This window comes from Scleromatobacter humisilvae, from assembly GCF_023231945.1.
In the GTDB taxonomy this organism is placed as follows: Bacteria; Pseudomonadota; Gammaproteobacteria; order Burkholderiales; family Burkholderiaceae_C; genus Scleromatobacter; species Scleromatobacter humisilvae.
Genome location: NZ_JAJLJH010000001.1, coordinates 895,973 through 909,324, shown reverse-complemented (window position 1 = coordinate 909,324; position 13,352 = coordinate 895,973). Strand labels below are relative to the sequence as shown.

Here is a 13,352-nt window from a genome sequence, read left to right as displayed (position 1 = left end):
CACGGGCTGCCTCCATTCCGGTCTTCTCCATTGCGGCGGCGCGGGTCTTCAACGGAGAACCGCAATGAACGCACCCCTGACCTCCCTTCCGACCGACGCGTACGCCGTCGCCGACCTGAGCCTGGCCGCCTGGGGCCGCAAGGAACTGGCCATCGCCGAGAGCGAGATGCCCGCGCTGATGGCCATGCGCACCGAGTACGGCAACGCGCTCAAGGGCGCCCGCATCGCCGGCAGCCTGCACATGACGATCCAGACCGGCGTGCTGATCGAGACGCTGCAGGCGCTCGGCGCCGAAGTCCGCTGGGCCTCGTGCAACATCTACTCGACGCAGGATCACGCGGCCGCCGCGCTGGTCGTCGAGGGCACGCCCGTGTTCGCCTACAAGGGCGAGACGCTGAAGGACTACTGGGACTACACGCACCGCATCTTCGAATTCGGCGCCAAGGGCACCGACGGCGAAGGCCCCAACATGATCCTCGACGACGGCGGCGACGCGACGCTGCTGATGCACCTGGGCCAGCGCGCCGAGAAGGACATCTCGGTGCTGGCCAACCCGGGCAGCGAGGAAGAGCGCGAGCTGTTCGCCGCGATCAAGGCCAAGCTGGCCGCGGACCCGACCTGGTACACGCGCAAGAGCGCGCAGATCGTCGGCGTGACGGAAGAGACGACGACGGGCGTGCACCGCCTCAACGAGATGTCGGCCAAGGGCACGCTGCTGTTCCGCGCCATCAACGTCAACGACTCCGTCACCAAGAGCAAGTTCGACAACCTGTACGGCTGCCGCGAGTCGCTGGTCGACGGCATCAAGCGCGCGACCGACGTGATGGTGGCCGGCAAGGTCGCCGTCGTGGCCGGCTACGGCGACGTCGGCAAGGGCTCGGCGCAGGCGCTGCGTGCGCTGTCGGCGCAGGTCTGGGTGACCGAGATCGACCCGATCAACGCGCTGCAGGCCGCGATGGAAGGCTACCGCGTCGTGACGATGGACGACGCCGCCGCGCTCGGCGACATCTTCGTCACCTGCACGGGCAACAAGAACGTCATCACGTACGAGCACATGGCCGCGATGAAGGAGCAGGCCATCGTCTGCAACATCGGCCACTTCGACAACGAGATCGACATCGCGTCGCTCGAGCACTGCAAGTGGGAAGAGATCAAGCCGCAGGTCGACCACGTGATCTTCCCGAACGGCAAGCGCATCATCATGCTGGCCAAGGGCCGCCTCGTGAACCTGGGCTGCGGCACGGGCCATCCGAGCTATGTGATGTCGTCGTCGTTCGCCAACCAGACGATCGCGCAGGTCGAGCTGTTCACGCGCCCCGACGCCTACGAGGCCGGCAAGGTCTACGTGCTGCCCAAGCACCTGGACGAGAAGGTGGCGCGGCTGCAGCTGTCCAAGCTCAACGCGAAGCTGACCGAGCTGACCGAGGAGCAGGCCGCGTACATCGGCGTCGCGAAGTCGGGCCCGTACAAGCCGGATACGTACCGCTACTGATCTCGACCCGGCGCGCGCGACCTGGCCTCCACCGCGAGGCCGGGGAGCGGTGTGCCCTCGCGAAGGAATCACGATGATCAACATTCCCGTCAGCCTCGAGTTCTTCCCGCCGAAGACGCCCGAAGGCATGGCCAAGCTGGCCGCCGCGCGGGCCGAGCTGTATGCGCTCAAGCCCGAGTTCTGCTCCGTCACCTACGGCGCGGGCGGGTCGACGCAGATGGGCACGCTGCAAGTGGTGCAGGCGATCCGCGACGAAGGCGCCGTCGGCGTGCCGCACTTCACCTGCATCGGCGCCACGCGCGCGAGCGTGGGAGAGACGCTGGACGGCTTCAAGGCCGCCGGCTTCAAGCGGCTCGTCGCCTTGCGCGGCGACCTGCCCAGCGGCTCCGGCAGCTTCGGCGAGTTCCGCTACGCCACCGAGCTGATCGAGGCGATCCGCCGGCACTCGGACGATCACTTCCACATCGAGGTGGCCGCCTATCCCGAGACACATCCGCAGGCCCGCTCGCCCGAGGCCGACCTGAAGGCCTTCGCGGCCAAGGTGGCAGCGGGCGCGAATTCGGCCATCACGCAGATGTTCTTCAACGCCGACGCTTACTTCCGCTTCGTCGACGAGGTGCGCGCGATGGGCATCGAGATCCCCATCGTGCCGGGCATCATGCCGATCACGAACTCGAGCGGCCTGATGCGCTTCGCCGACAACTCGGGCTGCGAGATCCCGCGCTGGATGCGGCTGCGCCTGCAGTCGTTCGGCGACGACACCAAGTCCATCAAGGCCTTCGGCCTCGACGTGATGGCCGCGCTGTGCGAGCGGCTGATCGCCGGCGGCGTGCCGTCGCTGCACTTCTACACGATGAACCAGTCCGCCGCGACGCTGGCGCTGGCCGGCGCGATCGGCCACTAGGTCGACCGCGAAATGGCGAGGCGCCGCGCGCGAGCGGCGCCTCGCGCGCGCTCAGGTGCGGGCGTGCAGGCCGTCGGCCTCGACGCGCACCTTCTCGCCCACGGCCGGCGAGGTCGACTCGCGCACCGTGCGCAGCGTGCCATCGTCCATGCGCACGCTGACGTCGAAGACGGTGGTCGTGCGCTCGTGCTTCTCGATGGCGTTGCCCAGCAGGCCGCCGCCCACTGCGCCGACCACGCCGCCCAGCGTGCGGTCATGGCGGCCGGCGATCCGGTTGCCCACCAGCGCGCCGCCGAGGCCGCCGGCCACCGCGCCGACGCCGTTGGTCTGGCCCTGGACCTTCACGGCGGCGACGGATTCGACCACGCCGCATTCACGGCAGGTGGCCGCGGCTATCTGCTGGTCGTGGCGCCAGCGTTGCTGGTCGACGACCTCGGTGTCGCGGTCGGCGCGCGGCGGCGGCTCGTGCAGCGTGCGTCCGTCACGGTCATGGCGCACGTCCTGGCGCTGCTGGTCGCGGCGGCCCTGCTCGTAGGCGTTGCTGTTCTGCGCGACGACCACCGGCGCAGGCGTCGTGGCCACGGGCGCCGGGACGGGCGCGGTGGCGACCTGCGCGGGCGCGCTGGTCGCGGCGACCGGCGGCGCGACATCGGCGTCGTTCTTCGAGCAGGCGCCGAGCGCGACGGCCGCCGAGGCGATCACGGCGAGCTGGAAGGCACGCAGGCGGGGTGTGGTGTTGCTCATGGGAGGTCTCCTGTTGGTTCGGGCGCAGGCCGGTGGCCCGCACTTCTCCCGATCAACAGGCGATCCACATGCCCGCCTGCGCGACCGTGGCAACGTCCGGATTCGTTTGCGGTCGCGTCGAGCGCACCGCGCACCATCGCGCCACCCATGAAAAAGGGCGTTCGCCGCATGGCGAACGCCCCGTTCATTTCGACACAGTTTCAGCTTACGGATTGGTCGAGGTCTGCGGCACGCCGGCTGCCTTGTAGCCCGTCAGGCCGAACAACTTGCGCACGTCGGGGCTGCCGTTGCCGTACACGTAGTTGTAGTTGTAGCTCGGGAAGCTGTCGTGCACGACGCCGTTGAAGCCCGGATTGTTGCGGTGATAGAACTGCAGCTCCGCGGGTGCCTTCGTGCCCCCGAACAGCGTCTGCAGCGCGCCGGCCGCGTACAGGTAGTAGTTGGCGTTGCCCATCCGATGGTTCTTCTTGCCGAGCTGCTGCTCGTAGAGCGCGAGCGCGCCGACGAACTCGGGCGACGACACCGACGTGCCGATCAGCCCGAAGAAACCACCGTTGTCCGGGTCGTCGACATCGTAGGCGATGATGACCGCGCTGTCGTCGGGATCGCAGCTGGCGGAGATGCCGAAGGGGCAGCCCCCGACCTGCATGCCCACGTCGGGCAGCGTGCGCCACTTGCTCGAGCCGGTGTTGGCCAGGATCTGGTACAGCGGCTTCCTGAAGATCGTGCTCACGCCACCGCCCGCGCCCCAGTAGCCGCCCGACACGTTCGCGCCGAGGCCGTAGATGTCGTACGGCACTTCGGGATCGGCATTCGCACTCTCGCGCACGTAGGCCGAGGCCAGCGTCGTCGTCGAACTGGTGGTGACCAGGTTGCCGCCGCCGACGGCCGTCACGTCCGGGTCGGCGGCGGGCGTGCTGACGCTGGTCACGAACGTCGCGTTGGTGCCGCCGGAGAGGTAGTCGGGGGTCGGGCATTCGAGACCTGCCTCGTCGCCCGAGCTGGCTACGAACGTGATGCCCTGCGCGTTGCCTTGCTGGAACAGGTCGTGGTACTGCTGCAGGATGTACGTCAGGTCCTGGCCGTCGTTGTACGCGGGGTTGTAGCCCAGTTCGCAGCCGCCGAACGACGAGTTGACGATGTCGTACTTGTTGGAATCGATGATGTACTGGTAGCCGTCCATGATGTGGTCGTCGGACAGGTCCGGGATGCTGACCAGCGTCACCTTGGCGCCGGGCGCGCCGCCGAGCACCTGCTGCACGTCCAGGCTGGCCTCGACGGAGCCGTCGCCGTTGAGGACGCCGCCGCCGTCGATCGCCACCGTCGTCACGCTGGGCGCGGGCTTGCCGGTGATCGCCGTGAACTTCTCGTGGTTGAACGCCGCGGCGACGTCGTCCGGGTAGATCAGGTCGGACATCAGCACCGCGACGCTGACGCCGCTGCCGTCGGTCGAGCTGCTGTAGGCGGGGTAGTCGTAGGCCTGCTTCAGGTCGTCGAACCAGTACGGGCCGGTGGGGCTGTAGCGGTTGTCGCCGGCCGTCGGCGGCACCTTGCCGAGGACGCGCGCGTGCACGTGCTTGAGCGGCAGCGCGTCGAGGCCGGTGACGCGCAGCTCGATCGAGGCGAGCTCGCTCGGCACGCTCAGCGGCTGGCGCGCCTGGAACCGCGTGTGCGAATGGCGCGTGACCTTGAGCAGCGGCGTGCTGAACGCCTGCTGCACGGCCGCGGCGCTGCCGCTCACGCGCACGCCGTGCGCGCTGGTCGACACGATCGTGAGGCCGCGCGCGGTCAGCGCGTTCTTCACGGCGGCGATGTCCTCGGGCCGCGGGCCGAACTGCGCGATGAAGTCGGCGGGCTGCAGCCACTGCTGGTATTTCGGCGAGGTCTTGTCGTGCAGTTGCACGAGCAGCGCATCGAGCTCGGCCTGGTGGCGCAGCGGAAGGTAGACGCCGAACGTGACGAGATCCTGCGCCGCCGCGGCAGTGACCGTCGCGGGAGTCATCGTGGACGAAGCCATCGGTGCCGACAGCGCGGCCTGGCTGGCGAGCACGCCGGCGGCGCAGAGTGCCGCGGCCGTGATCCTGTTGATTCGCATGGGGAACCTCTCGTGGTGGGAACCAGGAACTGGGAGCCAGTCCGGGTGACGGAAAAGTCTGGGCGCCGCCCCGGGGCCTGTCAACGACGGCCTTGGCTCGAAACTTGGGACGAGGTATCCCGATGCGGGTTTGTGCGTGCCTCCGCGCTCAGGACGGCGACAGGTTGCGGGGTCGTTGTCATGCCGCGGTCACATCCCGTTACGACACTGTCCCGACCTATGGACGCGGAGGGTGAGGCGATCCATGGGGGCTCAGCCGAAGTCGTTCGGCGCCTACAACGATGGAATTCCAGATGCCGACCTTCTCTTCGACGCTTGCGCACGCGCGCGCCCCGTTCGTTCTCGTTCCGCTGCTGGCCGCGCTGGGCGCGACCCAGGCCCAGGCCGCCGGCTTCACCGTCAACGGGACGTCGAACACGGCGCAGACGCTGTCCAGCGGCACGGGCTCGATCACGGCGGGCAGCACGCTCGACGTGAGCGGCGGCAACGTCGCGATCACGGTTACCGGCAACAACGCCACGATCGACAACCAGGGCAAGCTGCTGCAATCGGGCACCGGCTCGAACGCGGGCCGCGCGATCCGCGACAACACCGGCGTCACCAACCTGGTCGTCAACAACGGCAGCGCGAGCAACTCCGCCGCGCTGATGCAGACGGCCGACGGCGACGTCATCCAGATGAACAAGGCCAAGTCCAGCGTCACGCTGAACAACTACGGCACGATGCTGTCGAACAACGCATCCGCCGGCGGCAGCCAGGCCGTCGACTTCAACGCGATGACGGGTGCCAACACCGTCAACAACTATGCCACCGGCCTGCTGAAGGCGCTGGAGGCCGACGCGGTGCGTCCGGGCGTCAACGGCGTGGTCAACAACGCCGGCACCATCGTCTCGGTCACGACGACCGGCAGCAGCAGCGACGGCATCGACGGCCAGAACAACAGCGGCATCACGGTGAACAACAGCGGCCTGGTCGAAGGCGGCCGCCACGGCATCACCGGCGGCGCGGTCGACGCGAACACCGCGTACACGATGACCATCGTCAATGCGCTGGGCGGCGTCATCGAGGGCGACAACGGCTCGGGCATCAACCTCGACGGCTTCAACGGCAAGCAGCTCGTCACCGTCACCAATCACGGCACGATCACCGGCAACGGCGTGACGGGCGATGGCGACGGCGTGGACGTGGACGGCCTGGTCAACCTGATCAACACCGGCGTGATCCAGTCGCTCAACGCGGTCGACCCGTCGGGCGCCACGGCGTTCAGCGAGGGCATCACCGTCGGCGGCGGCACGATCACGAACTCGGGCACGATCGCGGGCTACGTCGCCGCGGGCAACGCCAACGGCAAGGGCGTCGGCATCACGCTGACCGGCAACGACATCCTCGACGCCAAGGGCAACGAGACCGGCCAGCGCGACGGCCTCTACGGCAACGCCACCGTGTGGAACCAGGCCGGCGGCCTGATCAGCGGCAGCAACGGCTACGCGATCGGCCTCAAGGGCAACCTGAGCGCGTTCAGCGCCACGATCACCAACGATGCCGGCGCCACCATCCGCGGCGGCGGCACGACCGACGCCGCGATCGTGGGCGGGGCGGACGCCGTCACGATCAACAGCGCCGGCAAGATCGACGGCAGCAGCAGCGGCATCGCCTTCGCGGGCGGCGGCGGCAAGGTGACGTTCAACATCACCGGCGGCTCGGCCGCGGTGCTGGGCAACATCGACGGCGGCTCCAACAGCGCCAACAAGATGACGATCTCGCCGGGCGCCGGCAACAGCTTCGCCTACGCCTCGGGCATCTCCAACTTCAGCAGCGTCGAGGTCGCCAGCGGCACCGTCACGCTGTCGGGCGTCAACAGCTACACCGGCACGACCACCGTCGACGCCGGCGCGAAGCTGGTGCTGGACGGCGCCAACCGGCTCGCCGCCGGCAGCAAGCTGGACCTCGAGGGCGGCCTGCTCAAGCTGGTCGACGTGCACGGCGCGAACGGCCAGGAATTCGCGGTGATGTCCGTCGGCAAGGACTCGTCGATCGACCTCGGCGAATCGTCGCTGACCCTCGACGCGCTGGGCACCGTCGCCGCCGGCTCGGCGCTGGACGTGACCGACTGGCTCGCCTCCAGCTCGCCCGACTACGCACTGCGCTTCCTCGGCAACCTGACCGGCAACGCCGCGTTCCTCGCGCTGATGGGCGATACGACGATCGACGGCGCCGCGGCCGAATATCGCTTCGACGGCGTCTACACCGACGTCACCGCCGTGCCGGAGCCCGCCAACGTCGCGCTGCTGCTGGCCGGCCTGGGCCTGCTCGGCGTGGCCGCGCGCCGTCGCCAGGCGTGATCGGGCGCGACACCCACGAAGGGGCCTGCGGGCCCCTTTTTTCATGCCTGCTCGACCGCCGCTCCGCCGCTTGAAAACCCGTCCGCTGGCCCGCATGTGACGCTCGGGCGACAATACGCGATTCCGCTGCCCTCCGGCCGCGCGGAACCCGCTTCGCCTCTTTCCCCTTCGAACCCAGACTCCAATCGGGCATTACTCATGGAAAAGCAAACTCTCTCATTCCAGGCCGAGGTCAAGCAGATCCTGCACCTCGTCACGCATTCGCTGTACTCGAACAAGGAGATCTTCCTGCGCGAGCTCGTGTCGAACGCGTCGGACGCGTGCGACAAGCTGCGCTTCGAGGCCATCGACCATCCGCAGTTCCTGGAAGACGCGCCCAACCTCGAGCTGCGCATCTTCTTCGACACCGACAAGCGCACGCTGACCATCCGCGACAACGGCATCGGCCTGTCGGCGGAAGAGGCCGTGTCGCACCTGGGCACGATCGCCAAGAGCGGCACCAAGGAGTTCATGTCGAAGCTCGAAGGCGACCAGAAGAAGGACGCCGCGCTGATCGGCCAGTTCGGGGTCGGCTTCTACTCGGGCTTCATCGTCGCCGACCGCATCACCGTCGAGTCGCGCCGCGCCGGCCTGCCGGCGGAGCAGGGCGTGCGCTGGAGCTCGGAAGGCACGGGCGACTTCGAGGTCGAGGAGATCACGCGCGCAGAACGCGGCACCGACGTCATCCTGCACCTGCGCGAGGGCGAGGACGAGTTCATGCGTCCGTGGAAGCTCAAGTCCATCATCTCGAAGTACTCCGACCACATCTCGCTGCCCATCCTGATGCTCAAGGAAGACTGGGATGGCGAGAAGGCCGAGTACAAGACGACCGACGAGTGGGAGACGGTCAACAAGGCCTCGGCGCTGTGGGCGCGCGCCAAGAGCGAGGTGACCGACGCCGAGTACCAGGAGTTCTACAAGCAGATCAGCTACGACTCCGATGCGCCCCTGGCCTACACGCACAACCGCGTCGAGGGCCGCAGCGAGTACACGCAGCTGCTCTACATCCCGGCCAAGGCCCCGTTCGACCTGTGGAACCGCGACAAGCGCGGCGGCGTGAAGCTGTACGTCAAGCGCATCTTCATCATGGACGATGCCGAGGCGCTGATGCCGGTGTACCTGCGCTTCGTCAAGGGCGTGATCGACTCGGCCGACCTGCCGCTCAACGTCTCGCGCGAACTGCTGCAGGAGAGCCGCGACGTCAAGGCGATCCGCGAAGGGTCGACCAAGCGCGTGCTGTCCATGCTCGAATCGCTGGCCGACAGCGAGGACGTGATCGAGAAGGACAAGTACCAGGCCTTCTGGGACGAGTTCGGCTCGGTGCTGAAGGAAGGCATCGGCGAGGATCACGCGAACAAGGAACGCCTGGCCAAGCTGTATCGCTTCGCGTCGACGCATGCGGACAAGGGCGTCTCGCTGGCCGACTACGTCTCGCGCATGAAGGAAGGCCAGCAGGCCATCTACGTGATCGCGTCGGACTCCCTCGGCGCCGCCAAGGCCAGCCCGCAGCTCGAGATCTTCCGCAAGAAGGGCATCGAGGTGCTGCTGCTGACCGACCGCGTCGACGAGTGGCTGCTGTCGCACCTGATGGAGTTCGAGGGCCACCCGCTGCAGAGCGTGGCCAAGGGCGCGGTCGATCTCGGCTCGCTGCAGGACGAGGACGAGAAGAAGGCGGCGGATGCGGCCGCCACCGCGTTCGCACCGGTGCTCGAGCGCCTGAGGGAATCGCTGAAGGATCGCGCCAAGGACGTGCGCGCCACGTCGCGCCTGGTCGACTCCGCGGCCTGCATCGTCGTCGAGGACGGCGAGATGAGCGCGCACCTGGCGCGGCTGCTGAAGCAGTCCGGCCAGGCGGCGCCGCCGTCCAAGCCCATCCTCGAGGTGAACCCGGATCACGCGCTGGTCAAGAAGCTCGAGGGCGATCCGCGCTTCGACGACTTCGCCAACCTGCTGTTCGACCAGGCCTGGCTCGCGGAAGGCGGCCAGCTGGACGAACCGGCCGCGTACGTGCAGCGCGTCAATCGCCTGCTCGTGGGCTAAGCCGCGCGCCTTTGTTGTCGATAGAGCCCTCATGACTTATAGCGTCAAGGAAATCTTCTACACGCTGCAGGGCGAGGGCGCCAACGCGGGCCGGCCGGCGGTGTTCTGCCGCTTCGCCGGCTGCAACCTGTGGACGGGCCGCGAGGAAGACCGCGCGGACGCCGTCTGCAAGTTCTGCGACACCGACTTCGTCGGCACCGACGGCGAAGGCGGCGGCAAGTTCAGGACCGCGGACATGCTCGCCGACGAGATCGCGAAGCACTGGGGCGACACGCCGTCGCACCGCTTCGTGGTGCTCACCGGCGGCGAGCCGATGCTGCAGATCGACCCCGCGCTGATCGAGGCGCTGCATGCGCGCATGTTCACGATCGCGGTCGAGACCAACGGCACGATCGCGCCGCCGCCCGGCCTGGACTGGATCTGCGTCAGCCCGAAGGCCGACTCCAAGGTCGTCATCACCGAGGGCGACGAGTTGAAGCTCGTGTTCCCGCAGGACGGCGTCGATCCGGAACGCTTCGCCGACCTGCGCTTCACGCATTTCTTCCTGCAGCCGATGGACAACGTGCTGCAGGCCACCAACCAGCGCCTGGCGATGGACTATTGCCTCGCGCACCCCCAATGGAAACTCGGCCTGCAGACGCACAAGATCCTCGACATCCGTTGATGTCCCGGATCGCGCGGCCTGCAGGTCTCGATCCCATGCTCACGATCACCAAACGACTCGAATTCGACGCCGGCCACCGCATCCCGCAGCACAAGAGCCAGTGCCGCAACCTGCATGGCCATCGCTACGCCCTGGAGATCACGCTCGAGGGCGAGCCCATCGATGACCCCGAGTCCAGCGATCACGGCATGCTGATGGACTTCACCGACGTCAAGGCGCTGGCCAAGGATCACCTCGTCGACCTGTGGGATCACGCGTTCCTCGTGCATGACGGCGACACGCTGATCCGCAACCTGCTGGCGCAGATCCCCGGCCACAAGACCGTGGTGCTGAACCGCGTGCCGACCGCGGAGAACCTGGTCGCGATCGCGTTCGAGATCCTCGATCCGCTCTACACCGAGCGCTTCGGCAACCACCTGAAGCTGCGGCGATTGCGGCTGTACGAGACGCCCACGAGCTGGGCGGACTGCGACCGCAAGTAGGAAGAAGGGCGCCGCGGACGGCGCCCTCGTCGTTCACGCGGGCACCGCGAGCGCAGGCCCGGACGTGCGCACGCGCGGGAGCGCGAGCGCGATGGCCGCGGCCCCGAGGCCGACGGCCAGCGAGCCGAGGTACATCCACGTGTAGGCGTGGAAGCGGTCGTAGATCCAGCCGCCCAGCGCGGGCCCCAGCGCCATGCCGATGCCCGACAGCAGCGTCATCGCGCCGAGCACGCTGCCCATGATCTGCGGGGCGAAGTAGTCGCGCGCGAGCGCCGAGTACAGCGGCATGACGCCGCCGTAGGCCATGCCGAAGATGAAGGCGACGGCGTAGAAGTCGCTCAGCCCGGTCGCGAGCACGTACGAGCCGGCGGCCAGGGCCTGCGTCAACAGCCCGAGCACGATCATGCGCTTGACGCCCACCCTGTCGGCGAGCACGCCGAACAGCAGCCGGCCGACCAGCCCGGCAAAGCCTTCGACGCTGTAGATCGTCACGGCCGTCATCGCGGGCAGGCCGCAGCCGATCGCGTAGCTGATGGTGTGGAAGATCGGGCCGGCATGGGTCGCGCAGCACGCGAAGAAGGTCAGCGACAGCACGATGAAGGGCCGCGAGCGTAGGGCGCGCCGCGCGGCCGCCTTCAGTTCGGGGCCGCCCATCCCGCCGGCCGATGCCGCGGCCGGCATGTGCGGCGGGCGCCGGATGCACAGGGCCGCCGGCAGCAACAGCACGACCACGGCGGCGGCCAGGATCAGCTCGGACGTCCGCCAGCCGTGCGTGACCACCAGGCTCGCGGCGAACGGCGACACCGTCATCGGCGCGACCCCGATGCCCGACGACACGAGCGACACCGCCAGCGCGCGATGCTTGTCGAACCACAGCGTGACGGTGGACATCAGCGGCACCATCAGGCTGCCCGCGGCGATGCCGATCAGCAGCCCGTAGATCGCCTGGAACTCCAGCAGCGACGTCGCCCGGCTGGCGAGCGCGAGGCCCGCGCCCAGCAGCAGGACGCCCGTCACCAGGATCATGCGCGGGCCGTAGCGGTCGCTGAGTCCGCCCCACACCGCTGAGCCGATGCCCATGGTCAGGAAGTTGAGCGTCATCGCGAAGCCGATGCCGCCGCGCGACCAGCCGGTGTCCGCCGAGATCGGCGCGAGGAACACCGGCAGCGCGAGCAGCGCGCCCATCGCCATCCACGTCATCAGCGCGCCGGCGGCGACGATGACCCATCCGTAGTGCAGTTTCGCCATGTCGGAGTCTCCTGTTCGATGACGACGTTCGGACGCGACGGAAATCGACAAGCCGGCGAAAAATAACATGCGCCGCCGGGCGGGTCAGGACGGCGGCGACAGGTCGCAGATCCAGTTGACCTCCCACGAGCGGCCCCAGTCGGGCGAGAACGACTGTTCCAGGCGCGCGGTCGTCGGCGTGGGCTGCGTCCACACGTAGCGCACGATGATGGAGCGGCCGTCGTAGTCCTCGGCGTCGTAGAACTCGCCGCGGCCTTCCTTGAACGAGCCGACGACCGGCGGCATCGGCAACTGGCCCTTCGCGGCGTAGGCGAGGTAGATGCTCCACTGGTGCGTCTCGGGGTTGTACAGGCGCAGCGTCTGCGCGTCCATGTGCAGGCGCTTGTCGAGGCTGGTGACCTTGAAGTCCTCCATGTTCGCGCGGTCGTCCCAGATCTTGGTCATCACGGACGTGCCCTCGTACTCGACCCATTCGGTCGAGCCCGTCAGCGGATGCAGCAACTTGCGCAGGTGCACGTTCCAGCGCCCGATGACGAAGTCGAAGTCGTGCAGGCCGTCGTGCGCGGGGACGCCGGGCGCCTGCGCGGCGGCGACCTGGGCCGCGACGCACAGGACGGCGCCGGCGACCGCGGCGATCGAACGACGTGCGCCGGCGGACGGGTTGGCACGAAGGCTGGACTCGAGTGGCATGGCGTGCTCCGGGTGATGGAAGAACCCGAGGCTAGGCGCCCATATCTGCCAAGGCATGTCATGGTTTCGGAACGCGCGGCCGGCCGCACGCGTTTCCCACCCCGCGATCAGTGCGGCAGCGATCCCGGCGCGGGCGTGCCGCCGCCGATGGCGGCCTTCAGCTGGGCCTCGACCTTCGCGACCAGCGACGCGAGATCGCGCCCACCGGGCTGGCGCGCGAAGGCCATGCCGATCTCGAACGGGTCGATGCACACCGGCGATCCCGGCGCCGTCGTGAAGTCGCCGACCACGTAGCGCGCGAACGTCGGGCTGTCCGGCGTGTCGTTGACGAACCAGCGCCCGCCGAACCGCTGCGCGAAGTACTCGCCGATGTATTCGGACACGCGCGCCGACAGCACGGTGCGCTCGCGATCGCTCTCGCAGCGCAAGCCCCGCAGCACCTTCGTCAGGTGCGGCAGGTAGGCCGCGGCGTTGATGCCGACGTGCTGGGCCGGCGCGATGCCGATCGTCTCGATGAAGCGGATCAGCGAGGGCAGGCGCACGGCCTCGGAGTCGCGGAAGGTGGACTGGCGCTCGGCGAGCAGGGCGCGTTGTTCTGGAGTCATGCCCGGA

11 protein-coding genes are annotated in these 13,352 nt (G+C 68.4%); 6 read left to right on the top strand and 5 right to left on the bottom strand.

All coding sequences use genetic code 11. The features are described 5' to 3' along the window. The first annotated feature begins 64 nt into the window (after nucleotides 1–64). Nucleotides 65–1,492 carry an adenosylhomocysteinase gene (gene ahcY / locus LPC04_RS04310; RefSeq protein ID WP_275680950.1) on the top strand — a complete coding sequence of 476 codons (1,428 nt, stop codon included), beginning with the start codon at nucleotides 65–67 and terminating at the stop codon, nucleotides 1,490–1,492. 73 nt (nucleotides 1,493–1,565) lie between these two features. Further along, nucleotides 1,566–2,396, top strand: a complete 831-nt coding sequence (metF, locus tag LPC04_RS04305; protein WP_275680949.1) for a methylenetetrahydrofolate reductase [NAD(P)H] — start codon at nucleotides 1,566–1,568, stop codon at nucleotides 2,394–2,396. Between the two features lie 51 nt (nucleotides 2,397–2,447). Here the strand turns inward: metF and LPC04_RS04300 are convergent, their stop codons facing one another. Then, nucleotides 2,448–3,140 (bottom strand): glycine zipper 2TM domain-containing protein, encoded by a 693-nt coding sequence (locus LPC04_RS04300; protein ID WP_275680948.1) that lies wholly within the window; start codon nucleotides 3,138–3,140, stop codon nucleotides 2,448–2,450. A gap of 205 nt (nucleotides 3,141–3,345) precedes the next feature. Then, on the bottom strand, nucleotides 3,346–5,235 hold the full coding sequence (locus LPC04_RS04295) for a S53 family peptidase (protein ID WP_275680947.1): 1,890 nt from the start codon (nucleotides 5,233–5,235) through the stop codon (nucleotides 3,346–3,348). A gap of 293 nt (nucleotides 5,236–5,528) precedes the next feature. Here LPC04_RS04295 and LPC04_RS04290 point away from each other — a divergent pair, with 293 nt between their 5' ends. From LPC04_RS04290 to queD, 4 genes are all read left to right on the top strand, one after another. Then, nucleotides 5,529–7,577: a beta strand repeat-containing protein gene (locus LPC04_RS04290; protein WP_275680946.1), complete on the top strand. Its 2,049-nt coding sequence runs from the start codon at nucleotides 5,529–5,531 to the stop codon at nucleotides 7,575–7,577. A 198-nt stretch (nucleotides 7,578–7,775) separates the two neighbouring features. Beyond that, nucleotides 7,776–9,656: a molecular chaperone HtpG gene (htpG, locus tag LPC04_RS04285; RefSeq protein ID WP_275680945.1), complete on the top strand. Its 1,881-nt coding sequence runs from the start codon at nucleotides 7,776–7,778 to the stop codon at nucleotides 9,654–9,656. Nucleotides 9,657–9,687: 31 nt separating this feature from the next. Further along, nucleotides 9,688–10,320, top strand: a complete 633-nt coding sequence (queE, locus tag LPC04_RS04280) for a 7-carboxy-7-deazaguanine synthase (protein WP_275680944.1) — start codon at nucleotides 9,688–9,690, stop codon at nucleotides 10,318–10,320. A 35-nt stretch (nucleotides 10,321–10,355) separates the two neighbouring features. After that, nucleotides 10,356–10,802: a 6-carboxytetrahydropterin synthase QueD gene (gene queD / locus LPC04_RS04275; protein ID WP_275680943.1), complete on the top strand. Its 447-nt coding sequence runs from the start codon at nucleotides 10,356–10,358 to the stop codon at nucleotides 10,800–10,802. A gap of 33 nt (nucleotides 10,803–10,835) precedes the next feature. Here queD and LPC04_RS04270 read toward each other — a convergent pair whose 3' ends face one another. The 3 genes from LPC04_RS04270 to LPC04_RS04260 all read right to left on the bottom strand — a co-directional run bounded on the left by LPC04_RS04270 (nucleotide 10,836) and on the right by LPC04_RS04260 (nucleotide 13,345). Further along, nucleotides 10,836–12,050, bottom strand: coding sequence for an MFS transporter (locus LPC04_RS04270; RefSeq protein WP_275680942.1), 1,215 nt, complete (start codon nucleotides 12,048–12,050; stop codon nucleotides 10,836–10,838). 84 nt (nucleotides 12,051–12,134) lie between these two features. Continuing rightward, nucleotides 12,135–12,740 carry a hypothetical protein gene (locus LPC04_RS04265; RefSeq protein WP_275680941.1) on the bottom strand — a complete coding sequence of 202 codons (606 nt, stop codon included), beginning with the start codon at nucleotides 12,738–12,740 and terminating at the stop codon, nucleotides 12,135–12,137. Between the two features lie 107 nt (nucleotides 12,741–12,847). After that, nucleotides 12,848–13,345 (bottom strand): hypothetical protein, encoded by a 498-nt coding sequence (locus tag LPC04_RS04260; protein WP_275680940.1) that lies wholly within the window; start codon nucleotides 13,343–13,345, stop codon nucleotides 12,848–12,850. Between the last annotated feature and the right edge of the window lie 7 nt (nucleotides 13,346–13,352).